Annotated in this window: 15 protein-coding genes; 9 read left to right on the forward strand and 6 right to left on the reverse strand. The window is 69.4% G+C overall.

What is annotated here, in order from left to right:
* Window positions 1-51: 51 nt before the first annotated feature.
* Complete coding sequence (locus tag ACQEVY_RS37360) at window positions 52-1,269, reverse strand: glycosyltransferase family 39 protein (RefSeq protein ID WP_432954029.1); 1,218 nt, start codon at window positions 1,267-1,269, stop codon at window positions 52-54.
* Between the two features lie 262 nt (window positions 1,270-1,531).
* Between ACQEVY_RS37360 and ACQEVY_RS37365 the strand changes: the two genes are divergently transcribed.
* Entirely contained in the window at window positions 1,532-3,148 is a 1,617-nt protein-coding gene (locus ACQEVY_RS37365; protein WP_432954031.1) for an MFS transporter, read from the forward strand.
* A 243-nt stretch (window positions 3,149-3,391) separates the two neighbouring features.
* Window positions 3,392-4,582, forward strand: coding sequence for an acyl-CoA dehydrogenase family protein (locus ACQEVY_RS37370; protein ID WP_432954033.1), 1,191 nt, complete (start codon window positions 3,392-3,394; stop codon window positions 4,580-4,582).
* Between the two features lie 39 nt (window positions 4,583-4,621).
* On the opposite strand, the gene ACQEVY_RS37375 is transcribed toward ACQEVY_RS37370, so the two are convergent.
* Entirely contained in the window at window positions 4,622-5,065 is a 444-nt protein-coding gene (locus tag ACQEVY_RS37375; RefSeq protein WP_432954035.1) for a cell division protein SepF, read from the reverse strand.
* 577 nt (window positions 5,066-5,642) lie between these two features.
* Here ACQEVY_RS37375 and ACQEVY_RS37380 point away from each other — a divergent pair.
* Window positions 5,643-6,545: a S1 family peptidase gene (locus ACQEVY_RS37380; RefSeq protein ID WP_432954037.1), complete on the forward strand. Its 903-nt coding sequence runs from the start codon at window positions 5,643-5,645 to the stop codon at window positions 6,543-6,545.
* Between the two features lie 150 nt (window positions 6,546-6,695).
* Here ACQEVY_RS37380 and ACQEVY_RS37385 read toward each other — a convergent pair whose 3' ends face one another.
* Window positions 6,696-7,571: an alpha/beta fold hydrolase gene (locus ACQEVY_RS37385; RefSeq protein WP_432954039.1), complete on the reverse strand. Its 876-nt coding sequence runs from the start codon at window positions 7,569-7,571 to the stop codon at window positions 6,696-6,698.
* A gap of 98 nt (window positions 7,572-7,669) precedes the next feature.
* Between ACQEVY_RS37385 and ACQEVY_RS37390 the strand changes: the two genes are divergently transcribed.
* The 4 genes from ACQEVY_RS37390 to ACQEVY_RS37405 all read left to right on the forward strand — a co-directional run bounded on the left by ACQEVY_RS37390 (window position 7,670) and on the right by ACQEVY_RS37405 (window position 14,784).
* A complete protein-coding gene (locus ACQEVY_RS37390; protein ID WP_432954041.1) occupies window positions 7,670-8,695 on the forward strand; it encodes a slipin family protein in 1,026 nt (341 codons plus the stop codon).
* A 286-nt stretch (window positions 8,696-8,981) separates the two neighbouring features.
* Complete coding sequence (locus ACQEVY_RS37395; RefSeq protein WP_328772671.1) at window positions 8,982-10,064, forward strand: S1 family peptidase; 1,083 nt, start codon at window positions 8,982-8,984, stop codon at window positions 10,062-10,064.
* 278 nt (window positions 10,065-10,342) lie between these two features.
* Window positions 10,343-13,810, forward strand: a complete 3,468-nt coding sequence (locus ACQEVY_RS37400; RefSeq protein ID WP_432954043.1) for a DNA polymerase III subunit alpha — start codon at window positions 10,343-10,345, stop codon at window positions 13,808-13,810.
* On the forward strand, window positions 13,807-14,784 hold the full coding sequence (locus tag ACQEVY_RS37405) for a DNA polymerase Y family protein (protein ID WP_432954044.1): 978 nt from the start codon (window positions 13,807-13,809) through the stop codon (window positions 14,782-14,784). The genes ACQEVY_RS37400 and ACQEVY_RS37405 overlap by 4 nt, the downstream gene beginning before the upstream one ends.
* Before the next feature lie 17 nt (window positions 14,785-14,801).
* Here the strand turns inward: ACQEVY_RS37405 and ACQEVY_RS37410 are convergent, their stop codons facing one another.
* Window positions 14,802-15,176: a cupin domain-containing protein gene (locus tag ACQEVY_RS37410; protein ID WP_432954046.1), complete on the reverse strand. Its 375-nt coding sequence runs from the start codon at window positions 15,174-15,176 to the stop codon at window positions 14,802-14,804.
* 100 nt (window positions 15,177-15,276) lie between these two features.
* Between ACQEVY_RS37410 and ACQEVY_RS37415 the strand changes: the two genes are divergently transcribed.
* Entirely contained in the window at window positions 15,277-15,723 is a 447-nt protein-coding gene (locus tag ACQEVY_RS37415) for a MarR family winged helix-turn-helix transcriptional regulator (RefSeq protein WP_432954047.1), read from the forward strand.
* Between the two features lie 173 nt (window positions 15,724-15,896).
* On the forward strand, window positions 15,897-16,757 hold the full coding sequence (locus tag ACQEVY_RS37420; protein WP_432954048.1) for an esterase/lipase family protein: 861 nt from the start codon (window positions 15,897-15,899) through the stop codon (window positions 16,755-16,757).
* Between the two features lie 52 nt (window positions 16,758-16,809).
* Here ACQEVY_RS37420 and ACQEVY_RS37425 read toward each other — a convergent pair whose 3' ends face one another.
* Window positions 16,810-17,484 carry a response regulator gene (locus tag ACQEVY_RS37425; protein WP_432954050.1) on the reverse strand — a complete coding sequence of 225 codons (675 nt, stop codon included), beginning with the start codon at window positions 17,482-17,484 and terminating at the stop codon, window positions 16,810-16,812.
* Window positions 17,481-19,178: an ATP-binding protein gene (locus ACQEVY_RS37430; RefSeq protein ID WP_432954052.1), complete on the reverse strand. Its 1,698-nt coding sequence runs from the start codon at window positions 19,176-19,178 to the stop codon at window positions 17,481-17,483. Before ACQEVY_RS37430 ends, ACQEVY_RS37425 begins: the two co-directional genes overlap by 4 nt.
* Between the last annotated feature and the right edge of the window lie 54 nt (window positions 19,179-19,232).

The following is a 19,232-nucleotide window of genomic DNA, read 5'->3' on the forward strand; positions in this document are numbered from 1 at the left end:
CCGAAAGCTTGCGCGCAATTCCCTCGGTGCTCACCGAGGGTCGGGGAGGGGTCAGGGTGGACCGGAGCCGTTCAGCCAGAACGCGCCGTACACCGCCGACACCACCGCCACGCTCCCCAGCACCCACGCCGACCTGGACGTTCGCAGCCGGGACAGAGCCAGCGCCGGCGGCAGCAGCAGGGGGAAGGCGGGCAGCAGCAGGCGCGGTTTCGAGCCGAAGTAGCTCGACGCGCACAGGGCCAGCGCGGTGACGATCCCCGCGTACACCAGCAGCGGCAGCGGCTGACCCTGTCGTACGCAGATCACATACAGCCAGATCACCAGGGCGACCCCGACGATCAGCCCGAGCCCGGCGAGGGCGGAGGGAAACGACGTGAACTTGTCGGCGACGAACCGGGCGAAGGCGTAGCCGCCGTCGAAGCCGTTGCCCCACCCCGCCTGGACGTCGAGATAGCCCAGCGGCCCCTGGCCCGTGTGCTGCCCGACCCACAGGACGTAACCGGCGGCGCCCAGCGGTGCGAAAAGCATGCCCAGGGCGCGCCGCCAGAGCGGCGCGCTGTCCGGCGCCGGAACACCCCGTTCCCGTACGGACGAATCCCGTGCGGAGACGTCTCGTACGACGGACGAGTCCCGTACGTACGAGGCGATCGCCGCCGCCCACACCGCCGCGACCACCGCGACGCCCACCGGACGGGTAAGCCCGGCGAAGGAGGCGAGCAGGCCTGCCGTCAGCCAGCGGCCGGTCAGGATCGCGTACAGCGACCAGGCCGCGAGCGCCGTGAACAGCGACTCGCTGTACGCCATCGACTGCACGATCCCGACGGGCAGCACCGCCCACAGCAGTACGGCACAGACGCCCGCCCGGCGCCCGTACACATGGTCCGCGACCGCGAAGATCCCCCAGGCCGCCGCTAGTGAGGCGAGCGTGCTGATCAGCAGACCTGCATCCGCGTACGACAGCGGGGTCACCGCTGACACGGCGCGCTCCAGCCACGGCAGCAGTGGGAAGAAGGCCAGGTTGGAGTGCACATCGCCGTTCGGGAGGCGCACCTCGTAGCCGTAACCGAATTCCGCGACCCGCGTGTACCAGAGCGAATCCCAGCGCGCCGTGAGCAGCTGGTGCGCGCTCTTGTCGCGAGCGGCGCTCCACAGCGCGAGCGCCGTCAGGCCCAGCGCGCGCACCGCCGCGTACCCCAGCAGAGCGGGGGCGGCGCGGCGTGGCCAAGGTCCCGCACGGGCCGGCGCGACAGGCGTTTCAAGATCGGTCACGGGCTCGATTATGGGCCGCGCCCGGAACCGTATGACCCCACGGGGCGTGGTCGGACATGGGGGAGCGTGGCATACGCCACACAGGATCTGTGAGGGACGTGAGAGACCCGCCACTGGCCACTGGCGGGATCTCGCGTACTCTGACGTACTCACTCGCCTTTGTTGCGTGAGACCGGGATACCGCTCCTCCCGGCCGCAAACCGCAGGGACTCCCCACCCCGCGGATCCGCCGAACGCGAGGGAACTTCTGGGAGGTACGTACATGTCCGGGACGACCACGGCGGCTTCGCGTTGCCGTCGGGAGGCCGGGGCCGGTGCAAACCGATGGGTTGTCCTCGTCGTCCTCTGCGTCAGCCTGCTGCTGGTCGCCGTCGACGCCACCGTGCTGCATGTCGCGGTGCCCGCCGTCACCGAGGATCTCAAGCCCGGCGCTATCGAGCTGCTCTGGATCGTCGACATCTATCCGCTGGTCTGCGCCTCGCTGCTGATCCTCTTCGGCACGCTGGGCGACCGGGTCGGCCGCAGACGGATTCTCCTGCTCGGGTACGCCCTCTTCGGCGTCGCCTCCGCGCTGGCGGCCTGCGCCGACACAGCGCACGTCCTGATCGCGGCGCGCGCCCTGCTCGGCGTCGGCGGCGCGATGATCATGCCCGCGACGCTCTCGATCCTGCGGCAGGTCTTTCCCGACCGGCGGGAACGGGCCCTCGCGATCGGCGTCTGGAGCGCGGTCGCCGCTGTCGGTGCGGCCGTAGGCCCGCTTCTCGGCGGGTTCCTCCTCGAGCACTTCTGGTGGGGTGCGGTCTTCCTCATCAACATCCCGCTGATGCTGGTCAGCCTGCCCGTCGGGCGCTGGCTGCTGCCCGAGTCGACCGGGGACGGCAAGGGGCCCTGGGACGTCGTCGGCGCGCTGCTGGCCGCGGCCGGGCTCTTCGGTGTCGTGCTCGGCGTGAAGCGGCTGGGCGCCGGGGAGATGCCGCTCAGCGCCTACACCATCGCGCCGCTGGTCGTGGGAGCCGGGCTGCTCGTCGCCTTCGTACGGCGGCAGCGGCGGCGCAAGCATCCGCTCGTCGATCTGCGGCTGTTCGCCAGGCCCGCCTTCAGTGTGTCCGTCGGGTGCATCGTGCTCGCCCTGCTCGCGCTGGTCGGTCTGGAGCTGATCGCCGCGCAGTACCTCCAGCTCGTACTGAAGCTCTCACCGCTGGAGACCGGGCTGCGGCTGGTGCCGCTCACCTTCGCCGCGATGGCCGCCGGTCTTGTCGGGGCGAAGCTGCTGCACCGCTTCGGGCCGCGGACCATGGTCAGCCTCGGCTTCTGTCTCACCGCCGCCGCCGTCATCATGCTCACGGGGATGGGGCGGCACGACAACGCTCCGCTGCTGCTGACGGGGTTCGTGCTGCTCGGGTTCGGGCTCGAGGTGACGTTGTTCGGGGCGTACGAGTCGATGCTCAGTGAGGCTCCGCCGTCGCAGGCGGGTGGGGCCGCGGCGATCGGGGAGACGTCGTATCAGCTGGGGGCCGGTATTGGCGTCGCGCTGCTCGGGAGCGTGATGAATGCGGCGTACGCGCCGGGGTTGCACTCTGTACGGGGGGTGCCTGCGGCGGATTCTGCTGCGGCCAGTCATTCGTTGGGGGAGGCGTACGAGGTCGCTGCGCGGCTGGGTGGGGGGCCGGGGGAGGCGTTGCGGGATGCTGCGCGGGACTCGTTTGTGCATGGGTTGCATGTGACGTTGCTCGTCAGTGCAGTGTTGCTTTTGCTGGGGGCCGCTATGGCTTTGCGGTTGCCGCGGGCCATGGAGTGCGGTTCGCCTGCGGCGGGCTTCGCTGAGGTGCCTGGGCCTCGGGAGGCCTCGGCCCACTTGCGGGCGGAGTCGTCTGTCTGACTCGTGCGTCGTGGTTGCGGTCAAGGCTTCTCCCACCCACGCACCGCCCGTTTCAACTCCGCTGACCTGTGCGGGTTTCCTGTGGGGGTGCGGCGCCGTTGGCGGCTGCGGGTTCGTGGACCGCGGTCCACAGGCCGCGGTTCGTGGGAGGAAGCAGTCCCCCCTCGACTTGCGTGACACTGCGTCGTAACGTCAGCCGTGCGTTGTGGTTAACAGTGCTAGTTTTCGTCGCCGGAGGCCCCCATGTCCGCATCCTCGAAGCTGCCCCCCTTCGACCCCGCCGATCTCCTCGGGCTTGATGAGCTTCTCGAGCCGGAGGATCTGGCGATCCGGGACACCGTGCGGGACTGGACCGCGGATCGGGTGATGCCGTATATCGCCGAGTGGTACGAGACGGGGGAGTTGCCCCAAATCAGGGAGCTGGCGCGGGAGTTGGGGGCCATTGGGGCGCTCGGTATGTCGCTCAGCGGGTACGGGTGTGCGGGGGCCAGTGCTGTGCAGTACGGGCTGGCCTGTTTGGAGTTGGAGGCCGCCGATACCGGGATTCGGTCGCTGGTGTCCGTGCAGGGGTCGCTCGCCATGTATGCGATCCACCGGTTCGGGTCCGAGGAGCAGAAGCAGCGGTGGCTGCCGTCGATGGCCTCCGGTGAGGTCATCGGGTGCTTCGGGCTGACCGAGCCCGATCACGGGTCCGACCCCGGGGCGATGCGTACGTACGCCAAGCGTGACGGGACCGACTGGGTCCTGAACGGGCGGAAGATGTGGATCACGAATGGTTCGGTCGCCGGCGTCGCGGTGGTCTGGGCGCAGACCGACGACGGGATCCGCGGCTTCGTCGTGCCCACCGACAGCCCCGGCTTCTCCGCGCCCGAGATCAAGCACAAGTGGTCCCTGCGGGCCTCGGTCACCAGTGAGCTCGTACTCGACGACGTGCGGCTGCCCGCCGAGGCCGTGCTGCCCGAGGTCACCGGGCTGAAGGGGCCGCTCAGCTGTCTCTCGCACGCCCGCTATGGGATCGTGTGGGGTGCGATGGGCGCCGCGCGGTCGAGTTTCGAGGCGGCGGTCGAATACGCCAAGACGCGTGAGCAGTTCGGGCGGCCCATCGGCGGTTTCCAGCTCACCCAGGCCAAACTCGCCGACATGGCGGTCGAACTGCACAAGGGGATTCTGCTCGCCCACCATCTGGGGCGGCGGATGGACACGGGACGGCTGCGTCCCGAGCAGGTCAGTTTCGGCAAGCTCAACAACGTACGAGAAGCGATCGACATCTGCCGTACCGCGCGCACGATCCTGGGCGCCAACGGCATCTCGCTCGAATACCCCGTGATGCGGCACGCCACGAACCTGGAGTCGGTGCTGACCTACGAAGGCACCGTGGAGATGCACCAACTGGTACTGGGCAAGGCGCTCACCGGACTCGACGCCTTCCGGTAGCCCTCGGGCTCCGGAAGGCGGGCCGGTGAGCGGCCTTGCCTAGCTCTGGTTGAAGAAACCGTCGGTCCTGCGGCCCACCGGCTCCCCGCTGACGATCTCGGTGTCGGCGGGGGTCAGCAGGAAGACGCGGTTCGACACGCGCTCGATCGAGCCGCGCAGGCCGAAGATCAGGCCGGCCGCGAAGTCGACGACGCGCTTGGCGTCGGCCGGCTCCATGGCCGTCAGGTTCATGATGACGGGGACGCCGTCCCGGAAGAGCTCGCCGATACCACGGGCGTCCCGGAAGCTGTCCGGGGTGACCGTGCCGATCCGGCGGCCCTTCTCCTCGGCCGCCTCCGACGCCACCTTCACTCGCGGGTCCGTGACCCAGGCATCCCGGGGCTCGGAACCTTCGGCGTAGTTGTCGTCGTCGTAGTAACGCTCGTCATCGTTGTTGTCGTCGACGAGGCCAAGCCAGGCACTTGCCTTGCGCACCGATCCCATGGACGCCTCCTCTCACAGCGGTCTTGTCTCTTTCCGCCTCCCCATGGTCGTCCATGATGCGGATGTCGCGCCAAGGGGATAGACGCCGCGCGGGGGTTTCGTGACGGTACTGGTGCACAACGAATTAGTCGAGAGCCCGCGTTTCCCAAGGCCCTTGCCGTATACGGCTGCTGACTAAGAGTGAAATATGATTCTTCACGGCGTATGGGTGACGGTCGGAGCGTACGGGTGAACGAGGTGGTCGATCCGGCGCCGTAACTGGCCGTCTGACGGTGACTCAAGGCCCGTCGAGGGACTGTCTGACGTGGGATTCGGGGAATACCTTGGGTATGTCGATTGCCGCGGGGGAGCGCAATCCGCACCCTCTGACCTCAGCAACCTCCGCGGGGCATACGCAAGTTGAACGCTGCACGGCCGAAAGGCGCCCTTGCGCAGGTCGGCCGGGCGGTCGAATATTCCGTCCAGCGCCTGCCAGGCGCACAACGTGTTCGGAATCCGGACATGTGGCTTCTGGCTGTCGCCTCACGGGCCCCGACCCCACGCGGGCCCCCGACTTCCCATGTGGAGGAACGAAAAAGTGAGGACCAAGCGCACCACCCCCCGCAGCGGCATAGCGAGACGCACCCGGCTGATCGCCATCGGTGCCGGACTCGTGGCCGCGGCCGCATTCACCGTCCCCAACGCGAACGCGAGCGACGCACAGACCTTCAGCACGGCCCAGCTCAAGAAGGCCGGCGCCTCGGTACTCCAGGCCGATGTGCCGGGCACCGCCTGGGCGGTGGACTCCAAGACCAACAAGGTCATGGTCACCGTCGACAGCACCGTCTCCGACGCGGAGATCGCGAAGATCAAGGAAGCGGCGGGCAGCAACGCCGACGCCCTTCAGATCAAGCACACCCCGGGCAAGTTCAACAAGCTCATCCAGGGCGGCGACGCCATCTATGCGAGTAGCTGGCGCTGCTCCCTCGGCTTCAACGTCCGGAACAGCAGCGGTACGCAGTCCTTCCTGACCGCCGGTCACTGCACCGACGGCGCCGGCACCTGGTACTCCAACTCCGGGCGCACCACGGTCATCGGCTCGACCGCCGGCTCCAGCTTCCCGGGCAACGACTACGGCATCGTGCGGTACTCCGGGTCCGTCAGCAGGCCCGGCACCGCGAACGGCGTGGACATCACCCGCGCGGCCACGCCCGCCGTGGGCACCACCGTCATCCGTGACGGCTCCACCACCGGCACGCACAGCGGCCGGGTCACCGCCCTGAACGCGACCGTCAACTACGGCGGCGGCGACGTCGTCTCCGGTCTGATCCAGACCAACGTCTGCGCCGAGCCCGGCGACTCCGGCGGCTCGCTCTACGGCAGCAACGGCACCGCGTACGGCCTGACCTCGGGCGGCAGCGGCAACTGCTCCGTCGGCGGCACCACGTTCTACCAGCCGGTCACCGAGGCCCTGAGCGCCTACGGGGTCAGCGTCTACTGATCGGCGCGCACGGCACGTAGCAAAGCACGAAGAACACAGGTACGCAGCCAGCAGTGGACGAGCCTCCGCATGTATGCACGTACGTATGTGTGCTGCGGGGGCTCGTCCTCCTCGTACTCCTCGTACAAGGACTCCTCGTGCAAGGGTCCCTCAGGCGGACGCTCGCGGCACCAGCCAGTCGAGTACGTCCGGAAGGGCCTCCAGGGCCGCGAAGTGACCGGCCTCCGGGTCCAGTACGGGGCGGGCGCGCGGGATGCGTTCGGCCAGCCACTCGAAGTGGCTCACGGGGGAGAAGGTGTCCTGGGCGCCGTGCCACAGCAGTACGGGCCGGGTGATCGACGCGGGGTCGAAGCCCCAGTTGCTCAGCAGGGCGAGATCGTCGTCGATCCAGCCGTACGCCGAGTCGCGCAGCGCCTCGCGGAAGGTGCGCAGAAGCATCTCGCTGACGGCGGGCTGGGCGAGGATCCGCCGGTCGGAGTCGGTGAGGCCGTCGCGGATCGACACCAAAAGCTGCGCCGGGTCCTTGCGGATCGCGGCGGCCCGCGCGGAGATGCGCTCGGCGAAGTCCAGCGGGTCGGTCAGCGCCTGGGTGAACTCCTCGACGTTGGACTCGGCCATCCCGTCGAACCAGCGCAGTCCCTTGGCGTCCGGCGGTGCGAGGCTCATCATCGCCGCCGTGCGCCGCACCCGGTTCGGCAGCAGCGCCGCGCAGGCCAGCGCGTGCGGGGCACCGCCCGAGCGGCCGAGCACCGCGAACCGGCCGAGCTTCAGCGCGTCGGCCAGCGCCGCCACGTCCCGCGCCGCGTGCGCCACCCGGCGGCCCGGGCCACGGTCCGAATCCCCGTACGCCGGGCGGTCGTACGCGATGAACCGCACCCCGGGGCGCGCGTCCACCAGATCCTGAGGCACTGCCCCGGACCGGCAGCCCGGTGTGCCGTGCAGCACCACCACCGGCGTGCCGTCCGGGTCGCCCCACTCCTCGACCGCCAGCCAGCGTCCGTCCCGCATCCTCACGCCGTTCGGCACCTTTGTCCTCCATCTCCCCTTCGCGTGCGGCCCGGAATTACCGTCGAAGTACATGAAGTACACACCTGACGCGCCCGATACGGACCCTGGGGGTCGCAATGATCGAGGAGCTGGTGACGGCCGGGCTGACTCTCGGATCCGTCGGAGCGGTGTACGTGGCGGCGGCGGCCCGAGTCGTCAAACAGTACGAGCGGGGCGTGGTCCTCCGGCTCGGCAAGCTGCGATCCGAAGTGCGCGGGCCCGGATTCACCATGATCGTGCCCATCGTGGACAAGCTCCAGAAGGTCAACATGCAGATCGTGACGATGCCGGTGCCCGGGCAGGAGGGGATCACCCGGGACAACGTCACGGTGCGCGTGGACGCCGTCGTCTACTTCAAGGTGGTGGACGCCGCCGACGCGGTCATCCGGGTCGAGGACTACCGGTTCGCGGTGGCGCAGATGGCGCAGACGTCGCTGCGCTCGATCATCGGCAAGAGCGAGCTGGACGATCTGCTGTCCAACCGCGAGAAGCTCAACCAGGGCCTGGAGTTGATGATCGACAGCCCGGCCGTGGAGTGGGGTGTCTCCATCGACCGGGTCGAGATCAAGGACGTATCGCTGCCGGAGACGATGAAGCGGTCCATGGCGCGGCAGGCGGAGGCCGACCGGGAGCGGCGGGCCCGGGTCATCAACGCGGACGCCGAGTTGCAGGCCTCCAAGAAGCTGGCCGAGGCGGCCAAGGAGATGGCCGATACCCCCTCCGCCCTCCAACTGCGGCTGCTGCAGACCGTGGTGGCGGTCGCGGCCGAGAAGAACTCCACGCTCGTGCTGCCCTTCCCGGTGGAGCTGCTGCGCTTCCTGGAGCGTGCGCAGCAGCCGGCGCCGCCCTCCCAGGAGCAGCCTTCGATGCCCTCCCCGGAGTTGTTCGCCCAGCTTCAGAAGCTGTTGGCGCAGCCTCAGCAGCAGTTGACCGAGGGCAAGGAGCCATCGGCCGGGTCTTCGCCCGAGTCGTCCTCGAAGTCGTCGTCCGAGCCGGAGCGGTCGGTGCCGTCGGTGGAGGAGCAATCACTGCGGGACCAACTCCCGCCAGTTCCCGAGCCGTTCGATCTGGACTCCGGAGGGTCGAAATCCGGACAGGTGTAGACCTCACTGAGAGCCCATAGTTACTCGCCCGTAGTGTTTGCTACGGGAATTGACGTGGTGTTTATTACGGGCACTCAACGCGCGTCAACCTGCGGGGCGCGCGCGCTCGTTACCGAGTGCGCGTCCTGAACTAGACCTTGTGTGCTCCCCATAAGGATCGGAATAGTGGGCGTCGTCCTTGGCGTGGACGTGGCTTTTGCTGTTTGTCGTGTCCATGCCCGCAAGCCTTCCGGTCGTTGACGGCCCCCACAGTCGTCGCGGCCGACCCCCCACAGGAGGACGTAAGTTGAAGCACCGACGCATACCCAAGCGGCGTGCCGCCGTGGCTGGTGCGGGAATCGCCGCACTCGTGGCCGCGGGAGTCACCTTCCAGTCCGCGAACGCGAGTGAGACCACGGCCGCACCCAAGCCGGACACTCTCTCGATCAAGGCGGCCGGAAAGCTCGCCTCCACGCTCGGCAAGGACCTCGGTGCCGACGCGGCGGGAACGTACTACGACGCGAAGGCCAAGAACCTCGTCGTGAACGTGCTCGACAAGGCCGCGGCCGACGCCGTCGAGTCGGCGGGAGGCAAGGCCAGAATCGTCGAGAACTCCCTCGCCGAGCTCAAGAGTGCCCGTACGACGCTGAAGCAGGACGCGACGATCGCCGGCACCTCGTGGGCGACCGACCCGACGACGAACAAGATCGTCGTCACCGCGGACCGCACGGTCAAGGGCGAGAAGATGGCCCAGCTGACCAAGGTCGTCGACAAGCTCGGCGCCAAGGCCGAACTCAAGACCACCAAGGGTGAGTTCAAGAAGTTCATCGCCGGTGGTGACGCCATCACCGGTGGCGGCAGCCGCTGTTCGCTCGGCTTCAACGTGGTCAAGGGCGGCGAGCCGCACTTCCTGACCGCCGGGCACTGCACCGAGTCGATCACCAGCTGGTCGGACGCGGACGGCAACGTGATCGGTGAGAACGCCGACTCCAGCTTCCCGGGTGACGACTACGGTCTGGTGAAGTACACCGCGGACGTGGAGCACCCGAGCGAGGTGAACCTCTACGACGGCACCGCCCAGGAGATCACGGCCGCGGCCGAGGCCACCGTCGGCATGGAGGTCGTTCGCAGCGGTTCCACGACCCAGGTGTCCGACGGCTCGGTCACCGGTCTGGACGCCACCGTGAACTACGGCGGCGGCGACGTCGTCGAGGGGCTCATCCAGACCGACGTCTGCGCCGAGCCCGGTGACAGCGGCGGTGCGCTCTTCTCGGGCACCAATGCGATCGGCCTCACCTCCGGCGGCAGCGGTGACTGCACCTCCGGCGGCGAGACCTTCTTCCAGCCGGTCACCGAGGCCCTCGAGGCCACCGGTACCGAGATCGGCTGACAGCTCCGCCAGCTCGCTCCACCTCGCTCCATCGCTCGAAGGGTCCCGTCTCCGCGCAGTTTCCGCGGGGGCGGGGCCTTCGTGTGTCTTGTGCCGTTTTCTGCGTTTACGCAGGTGGGGCCGGGTGACTGGGTGAGTGGAACGTTCGGAGGCGACTCCTGAGTGGATCCCGGACCGATGTCGCACACATGTTCGAGAATTGGTCTATGGTGGGGGCGAGGGAGTAGGAACGAACGTTCGAGGGCTGGCGTGGGAGCCCCTGGAGAGTGGAGGTGCGCGTGCCGGACTTCACGCATCTGCACACCGTCTCCGGGTTCTCGCTGCGTTACGGGGCCTCCCATCCGGAGCGGCTGGCCGAGCGTGCCTCCGAACGCGGTATGGACGCCCTTGCGCTCACCGACCGGGACACCCTCGCGGGGACGGTCCGGTTCGCCAAGGCCTGCGCCGCCGCCGGTGTACGTCCGCTGTTCGGGACGGAGCTCGCGGTGGCCCCGCCGGAGCGGGGTACGAGGCGGGCGCGGCGACGGACTCCCGTACGCGGCGGTGCCTTCATCGATGAATCGACACCTCGCGTGACCTTCCTCGCCCGGGAAGGCGCCCTCGGCTGGGCCGAGCTGTGCAGAATCGTCACGGCCTCGCATGCGGGCGGCGAAGAGCTGCCCCTGCTGCCCTGGGCGGACAACCACGCCGAGGGCCTGACCGTACTGCTCGGCCCCGCCTCCGACGTGGGCCGCGCGCTCGCCGCCGGCCGCCCCGACCGGGCCGCGAAGCTCCTCGCGCCCTGGCGGGAGATCTACGGCGACGCCCTGCGCCTCGAAGCCGTATGCCACGGACGCGAGGGCACCGGCCCCGGCTCGCTGCGCCTGGCCGCCCGCACCGTCGGCTTCGCCGCCGAGCAGCGGGTGCGCCCGGTGCTCAGCAACGCCGTCCGGTACGCCGACCCGGGCATGGGCCCCGTCGCCGACGTACTGGACGCCGCCCGCCGCCTCGTACCCGTCGACCCCCGCAAGCTGGACAGCGGCGAGGCCTGGCTCAAGGACGCGGGCGCCATGCACGGCCTCGCCGAACGGATCGTGGAGGCCGCGGGCTACCGCCGCGACGCCGCGTACCACCTGCTGGAACAGACCCGGGCCACGGCCGAGGAATGCCTCGTCGATCCCGAGGACGACCTCGGCATCGGCGCCGTCCACTTCCCCGAGCCGCATCTCGTCGGCGCCGACCGCCGCACCGCACAGCGCGTGCTGGCCTCGCGCGCGGCGGCCGGCATGGTGCTGCGCGGCTATGACTCGCGGCGCGCGTACTGGGAGCGGATGCACCAGGAGCTGGACATCATCGCCCACCATCACTTCGCCACCTACTTCCTGACGGTCGCTCAAGTAGTCGACGATGTACGGGAGATGGGCATCCGGGTGGCCGCGCGCGGCTCCGGTGCCGGATCGCTCGTCAACCACCTCCTCGGTATCGCGCACGCGGATCCCGTCGAACACGGGCTGCTGATGGAGCGGTTCCTGTCCAAGCGCCGGGCGGTCCTGCCCGACATCGACATCGACGTCGAGTCCGCGCGCCGCCTTGAGGTCTACCGCGCGATCATCGACCGGTTCGGCACCGAGCGCGTCGCCACCGTCGCCATGCCCGAGACCTATCGCGTACGGCACGCCATCCGCGATGTCGGCGCGGCCCTCTCCATGGACCCCGCCGACATCGACCGGATCGCCAAGTCCTTCCCGCACATCCGCGCCCGCGACGCCCGCGCGGCCCTGGACGAACTGCCCGAACTCCGTGAACTCGCGGGCGAGAAGGACAAGTACGGCAGGCTGTGGGAGCTGGTCGAAGCACTCGACGCACTCCCGCGCGGAGTCGCCATGCACCCGTGCGGGGTCCTGCTCTCCGATGCCTCACTCCTGTCCCGTACGCCGGTCATGCCGACCAGCGGCGAAGGGTTCCCGATGGCGCAGTTCGACAAGGACGACGTCGAGGATCTCGGGCTGCTCAAGCTCGATGTGCTGGGCGTGCGGATGCAGTCCGCGATGGCGCATGCGGTGGCGGAGGTGAAGCGGGCGACGGATGTGCCCGTGGACCTGGACGCGGTGCCCGAGGGCGACCCGGCGACGTATGAACTCATCCGGTCCACCGAGACGCTGGGCTGCTTCCAGATCGAGTCGCCGGGCCAGCGGGATCTGGTCGGCAGGCTGCAGCCGGCGAACTTCCACGATCTCGTGGTCGACATCTCGCTGTTCCGCCCCGGGCCGGTCGCCGCCGACATGGTGCGGCCGTTCATCGCGGCGCGGCACGGCCGGGCGCCGGCCCGCTATCCGCACCCGGACCTGGAGAAACCGCTGCGGGAGACGTACGGAGTCGTGGTCTTCCACGAGCAGATCATCGACATCGTGCACATCATGACCGGCTGCGGGCGCGACGAGGCCGACCAGATCCGGCGCGGGCTTTCCGACCCCGAGTCGCAGGGGCGGATCCGTTCCTGGTTCGCGCAGCATGCGGCCGCGCGGGGATACGACGCGGAGACGATCGCCCGTGCCTGGGAGATCCTCGAGGCCTTCGGCTCGTACGGCTTCTGCAAGGCGCACGCGGTCGCCTTCGCCGTACCGACGTACCAGTCGGCGTGGCTGAAGGCCCATCACCCGGCGGCGTTCTACGCGGGGTTGCTCACGCACGATCCCGGGATGTATCCGAAGCGGCTGCTGCTCGCGGACGCGCGGCGGCGTGGGGTGCCGATCCTGCCGTTGGACGTGAACCGGTCGGCGGTCGCCCACCGTATCGAACTGGTGTGCGGTAAGGAGGGTTTGCCGGACCGTTGGGGCGTACGACTGGCTCTCTCCGATGTGCACGGCATCAGTGAGGCCGAGGCGGCGCGGATCGCGGACGGGCAGCCGTACGCCTCGCTGCTCGACTTCTGGGAGCGGGCCCGGCCGAGCAAGCCGATCTCCCAACGGCTCGCGCAGGTCGGCGCGTTGGACGCGTTCGGCGCCAACCGCCGTGATCTGCAACTGCACCTGGCCGAGCTGCACCGGGGCGCGCGCGGCGGGCGCGGGGATCAACTCCCCTTGTCCGGCGGGCGGAACACCGCCTCCGCCGGGCTGCCCGACCTTGACGACGCGGAGAAGCTCAGCGCCGAGTTGGGGGTGCTCTCCATGGACGCCTCGCGCAATCTGATGGACGATCACCGGGAGTTCCTGGCGGAGCTGGGCGTGGTCACGGCGCGCCGGCTGCGGGAGGCGCGGCACGGCGAGACGGTCCTGGTCGCGGGCGCCAAGGCGGCCACCCAGACGCCGCCGATCCGCTCCGGCAAGCGGGTCATCTTCAGCACGCTGGACGACGGCACCGGACTCGTCGACCTCGCCTTCTTCGACGACTCCCACGACGCCTGCGCCCACACCGTCTTCCACTCCTGGCTCCTGCTCGTCCGCGGTGTGGTCCAGCGCCGTGGACCGCGCAGCCTCAGCGTGGTCGGCTCGGCGGCCTGGAACCTCGCCGATCTGGTGGAACTGCGGTACCAGGAAGGGCTGGACGGGGTGGCATTGCGACTGGCCGAGCCCAGTGGGGACGGCGGGGGAGCAGGGGAAGCAGGGGATTCCGATGGCTCCCGGGGCGAGGGAGATTCGGCGGGCGACCGGCGAATCCATATGCCCACGGGATACGAAATGCATCCGTGGGCGGATCTGCGCCCGGCGGGCGAAGGGCCCGCGAGCGGAAGGAAGTTGTGGCACCAGAGTCCGGGGAGTGCGGGATGACCATCCTCTGCGTACGTTTTCAGCTGAGTCCGGAGTACGAGGCTGCCCTGCCCCAACTCCTCGGCATGCTCGAGGAGTTCACCCCCGTCATCGAGGCGCTGCCGCCCGACGGAGCGCTGCTGGACCTGCGGGGTGCCGAGCGGTACTTCGGGCGGGACGTGGTGGGACTGGCCTCGCTGATACGGGTGCGGGCGCTCGCCTGGTACGGGGTCGAGTGCGCGATCGGGGCCGGGCCCGGGCCGATGTTCGCCCGCATGGCGCTGCGCGGCACCAGGCCGGGGGAGACCCGCGTGGTGCCCGAAGAGCCCGGCGCCCGCGAGCAGTTCCTGGACGAACAGCCGGTCGCGGCGCTGCCCGGAGTCGGCGCCGCCACAGCCCGCACCCTGTGCGAATACGGCCTCGACACCGTCGGCAAGGTCGCCGCCGCGCCGCCGTCGACCCTGCAACGGCTCACCAGTGCCCGTACCGGCCGCGAACTGCGCGAGAAGGCGCAGGGCATCGACCGCAGCCGCGTCGTACCGAATGCCGCCTCTCGGTCTTTGGCCGCCGAACGGCCCTTCCCTCGCGACGAGTTGGACCCCTCCCGTCACCGGCGCGCCCTGCTCTCCGCCACCGAGGAACTGGGCGCCCGGCTGCGCGCCCTGGAAAAGGTGTGCCGCACGCTCACCCTCACCGTCCGCTACGCCGACCGCTCCATGACCACCCGCACCCGTACGCTCCCCGAGCCGACCGCCCACTCCCCGGCACTCACCGACGTCGCGTACCGCATGTACGAGACCCTCGGCCTCCAACGCGCCCGAGTCCGCGCCCTCGCCCTACGCGCCGAAGGCCTGACCCCCGCCGACCAGGCCTCCCACCAGCTCACCTTCGACGCCCTGGACGAAAAGGCCCGCCGCATAGAGGAGGTCGCGGACCAGGCACGGGCGAAGTTCGGGCCACGGGCGGTGATGCCGGGGTCGCTGGCTTTAGCGTAAGTGCCTTTGGAGAGCGGTCAGTTGGCCCAGGGTGGGGTGATCCTGCTGCCGTCGGCCAGCTCAGCCTCCAGGCCGATCGAGGTGGTGACCCAGGAGACCGCGGTTCGGTCGGTGGGGTTCTCGACGCGGAGGGTGGTGCCCGGGTTGATGATCACGGTGTCGCCCGGGGCGATGCGTTCGGTGCGGTCGTCGAGGGTGATGAGGAGTTCGCCTTCGAGCAGGTGGAAGATCTCCTCGCGGTTGACGGTGTGCGCGGGGGCTTGGGTCCCGGCGGGTATCTCGCCGCGCCAGGCGCACAGTTCTTTGCTTCCGGTGCGCGGAGTGGCGTACGAGATGAAGCGGACGCCGTGGATCTCGTGGGTCACGGCTTCGGACGAGCGGACTATGGGCATGGCGGCCTCCGGTTCGATAAATGGTCAAGCTGCTTGACTACTGCGTGAGGCTTATGGTCAAGCAGCTTGACCAATCCGTCAAGGGTGTTTCAATGCATGCGTGCAGAACTCCGAGGCCATGGCCCTGTCCGCCGCCCTGCTCGCCGTCGCCGGCGAACTCACGCAGCGCATCCATGACGGGGTCGAGGCCCGCGGTTTCGAAGGGCTGCGGCCCGCGCACGGGTTCGCCTTTGCTCGGCTCGCTCCGGATGGCGCGACGGTCACCGAACTCGCCGCCCATCTGGGCGTGACCAAGCAGGCCGCGAGTCAGCTCGTGGACGAGATCGTGCGTAAGGGATACGCCGAGCGGCGGCCCCATCCCGATGACGCGCGGGCCCGGCTGGTTGTGCTGACCGAGCAGGGGTGGGCCTGCACTCGGGCCGCGGAGGAGGCGGCGGCTGAGGCTGTGCGGCCGTGGGTCGAGGTGCTGGGGGAGCGTGAAGTGCGGGGGTTGCGGGAGTGGTTGGGGCGTATCGCTTCCTCCGGGCCCATTAAGCCCATTTGGTGACGGGTCGTTACTAAGGGCTGGTCGCGTCGTTGGCTATCACTGGAAGTTTTTGCTGACGCGTACTTCACACTTGCACTACTCGTCCGTAACTTGACAAGTGAACAGCATCCTCGTGATCCGGATCACAGGGCGTACGTCGTCGCAACTCCCTTGAGCCGCAAGGAGATCACTCGATGCTGCCCTGGAAGCGAGTGGCCAGATATCTGGCCGCGCTGCTGCTGACCGCCGCCGTCCTCGTCACCCCCGCCGTCACCGCACAGGCAAAGGCCGCCCCCAGTTCGGGCTGGAACAACTACTCCTGCAAGCCCTCCGCCGCCCACCCCCGCCCGGTCATCCTCGTCCACGGCACCTTCGGGAACTCCGTCGACAACTGGCTGGCCCTCGCGCCGTATCTGAAGAAGCGCGGCTACTGCGTTTTCTCGCTCGACTACGGCCAACTCCCCGGCGTCCCCCTCTTTCACGGCCTCGGCCCGATCGACAAGTCGGCAGGACAACTCCAGGCCTACGTCGACAAGGTGCTCACCGCGACCGGTGCCGCCGAGACCGACCTCGTGGGCCACTCGCAGGGCGGCCTGATGCCCCGCTACTACCTGAAGTTCCTCGGCGGAGCCGCCAAGGTGAAGGCCCTCGTCGGCCTCGGGCCCAGCAACCACGGCACCACCCTGAACGGCCTCACCAACCTGCTGCCGTACTTCCCCGGCGCGGGCGACCTGCTGTCCAAGTCCACGCCGTCCCTCGCCGAGCAGACGGCCGGCTCCGCCTTCCTGGCCAAGCTCAACGCGGGCGGCGACACGGTGCCTGGTGTCGACTACACGGTCATCGCCACCAAGTACGACGAGGTGGTCACGCCGTACCGTTCGCAGTTCCTCGACGGCCCGAACGTACGCAATGTCGTGCTGCAGGACCTGTGCGCGGCCGACCTCTCCGAGCATGTGGCCCTCGGCCTCTTCAGCCGCGTCGCTCACCACGAGGTGACCAACGCCCTCGATCCGGCGCGCGCCAAGCCGACCACCTGCGCTTCCGTCTGGAACTAGGGCTTGTGCTGAAGGTGGCGTCGCCCGGCGGGCGCCACCTTCGACACGGGCCCTACGCCTGCCATTGGTAGCGGCGCTCGGGCCGGCCCGTATGTCCGTAGCGCAGCGACACCTCGGCCCGGTCTGTGACGGTGAGGTACTCGAGGTAGCGGCGCGCGCTGACACGGGAGATGCCGACCCGGGTCGCGCACTCGGCCGCGGACAGGGTTCCTTCGGCTGTGCGTAGTGCGCGTTCGACCAGTTCCGCGGTCTCCACGCTCATCCCCTTCGGCAGCGTGGGCGTCTTGGCCGGCGCCGCCACCCGGCCCAGTGCCCGGTCCACGTCCGCCTGCCCGGTGACCACGGCGGCGTGCAGATTGCCGCGCCGGGCGCTGTAACGTTCCAGTCGTTCCTTGAGGTCGGCGGCGTCGAACGGTTTCAGCAGGTAGTCGACCACGCCCTGGCGTACGGCGCCCCGGACGGCCTCTGCCTCGCGGGCGGCGCTGATCACCAGCACATCGCAGTCATGGCCCGCCGTCCGCAGCCGGGGAATGACATCCAGACCGAACATGTCGGGCAGATAGAGATCGAGCAGAACCAGGTCGGGCTGCAACTCGGCGACGGCGGTGAGCGCCTGCTCCCCGCAGTTCACCGTTCCGACCACACGGAAGCCCTCGACACCGTCGACGAATCCGCGGTGGATCCGCGCCACCATGAAATCGTCCTCGACAACCAGTACGTCGATCACCGGACTCCCTCCGTCTCGCGATCGGTCAACTGCCCCACGGACATCCGGGCCGTGAACATGGCGCCCGGCTCTGTATTGGCCACCGACACCTCGCCACCTCTGCGCGTGCAGACCAGCCGGGTGAGCGCCAGACCGATACCCCGGTCGCCGCCCTGTGCGGCCTTCGTGGTGAAGCCGTGGGAGAACACCTCCTGCGCGAGCTCGGGAGCCACGCCGGGGCCCGAGTCGCGTACCACGATCTCCACGCTCGAGGCGTCCTGGCGCAGCTCGACCTCCACCCAGGCGTCGTCCTCGTGGCCCGAGGCCGCGGCCGCGGCCGCGTCGAGGGCGTTGTCGACGAGATTGCCGAGCACCGTCGCCACATCCGCGGCGTCCATCGGCTCCAGCCTCTCCAGCGCCGTGCGCTCCGAGATCCGCAGCCTGACCTTGCGCTCCGCCGCGAGCGCGGACTTGGCCATGAGCAGTGCGGCGACGGCCCGGTCGCGGACCCGGCTGGTGAGGGTCAGATCGAGCGACTCACGGTGCTTCCGCAGGGCACGGACATAACGTACGACCTCGTCGTGCTCGCCGATCTGGATGAGTCCGGAGATGGTGTGCAGCTGGTTGGAGAACTCGTGGGCCTGCGCACGCAGCAGTTCGGTGCTGCTGCGGAACGAGCCCAGTTCGCGTTCGAGCTGGGCCAGCTCCGTACGGTCCCGAAGGGTAGTCACCGAGCCCAGCCGGCGGCCGTCCTTGGTGACGTCCATCCGGTTCATCACCAGCACCCGGCCGCGGCGTACGACCACCTCGTCGCGCCGCTCGGTGGCGTGTTCGGCGCCGTGCTCACCGGCTTGACTGTGGTCGGCTCCGTGCTCACCGCCGGTCCCGGCCAGTACGTCGTACAGCCTGCCCGCGATCCCGAGATCGCCCAGGCTCATTCCGACGCAGTCCTCGGGAAGTTCGAGCAGTCTGCGGCCGACCTCGTTGACCAGGGTGATCCGTAGCTGCGGGTCGAGCGCGACCACGCCCTCGGCGATACCGAACAGCATCGCCTCGCGGTGCTCGGCGAGACCGGCGATCTCGCGGGGTTCGAGGCCGAGGGTCTGGCGCTTGATCCGCCGGGCCAGCAGCCAGGACCCGGCCACCCCGAGCACGCTCGCGATGCCGAGGTAGGTCAGCAGATACGACGAGGCGCCGCCGAGCCGCTGCCATACCGTCGGTGACGCCCGTCCGACCATGACCGTGCCGAGATGCACGCCGACGTCGGGCTTTCTCTCGCCGAGCACCGGGACCTGGGCCACCAGCTCGCGGACCCCGTCCACCGGCAGTTCCCCCGACCAGCCGCGCGCCTGCGCCACGCTCGGCCCGTCGACCGGCAGCCGCGTCCCCACCAGCGTGGGATTGGTGGCCGCGACGATCCGGCCGTGGGCGTCGGCGACCGTGACGGAAGTGACGTTCGCCGGGGTGAGCTTGGTCTGGAGCAGCGGTGCGAGGGTCTCGGCGGGTGCGGGACGGACGAGCTGGCTGCGCATGAGTGGGTTTCCGGCCAACTCCTCGGCGAGGGCGGTCACCCGGCGGCCCTCGACCCGGTCGAACGTCGCCTTCGACTGCGCCAGCGAGACGGCGGCGACCGCGACGAGCACGACCACGACGCCGACGAGCTGCAATACCAGCAGCTCACCGGCGAGCGTATGGCGGCGGGACGTCACGACCACTATGAACTCAACCTTCAATGCTCACACAAGGGAGACGGGGTGTCCGAGGAACCG

This window comes from Streptomyces sp. CA-288835, from assembly GCF_050936385.1.
Classification (GTDB): Bacteria; Actinomycetota; Actinomycetes; order Streptomycetales; family Streptomycetaceae; genus Streptomyces.

Coding starts and splice junctions, on each gene's coding strand:
- ACQEVY_RS37390 (WP_432954041.1), top strand. CDS start 7,670: ATGATCGAGGAGCTGGTGACGGCCGGGCTGACTCTCGGATCCGTCGGA.
- ACQEVY_RS37405 (WP_432954044.1), top strand. CDS start 13,807: ATGACCATCCTCTGCGTACGTTTTCAGCTGAGTCCGGAGTACGAGGCT.
- ACQEVY_RS37370 (WP_432954033.1), top strand. CDS start 3,392: ATGTCCGCATCCTCGAAGCTGCCCCCCTTCGACCCCGCCGATCTCCTC.
- ACQEVY_RS37375 (WP_432954035.1), bottom strand. CDS start 5,065: ATGGGATCGGTGCGCAAGGCAAGTGCCTGGCTTGGCCTCGTCGACGAC.
- ACQEVY_RS37420 (WP_432954048.1), top strand. CDS start 15,897: ATGCTGCCCTGGAAGCGAGTGGCCAGATATCTGGCCGCGCTGCTGCTG.
- ACQEVY_RS37365 (WP_432954031.1), top strand. CDS start 1,532: ATGTCCGGGACGACCACGGCGGCTTCGCGTTGCCGTCGGGAGGCCGGG.
- ACQEVY_RS37410 (WP_432954046.1), bottom strand. CDS start 15,176: ATGCCCATAGTCCGCTCGTCCGAAGCCGTGACCCACGAGATCCACGGC.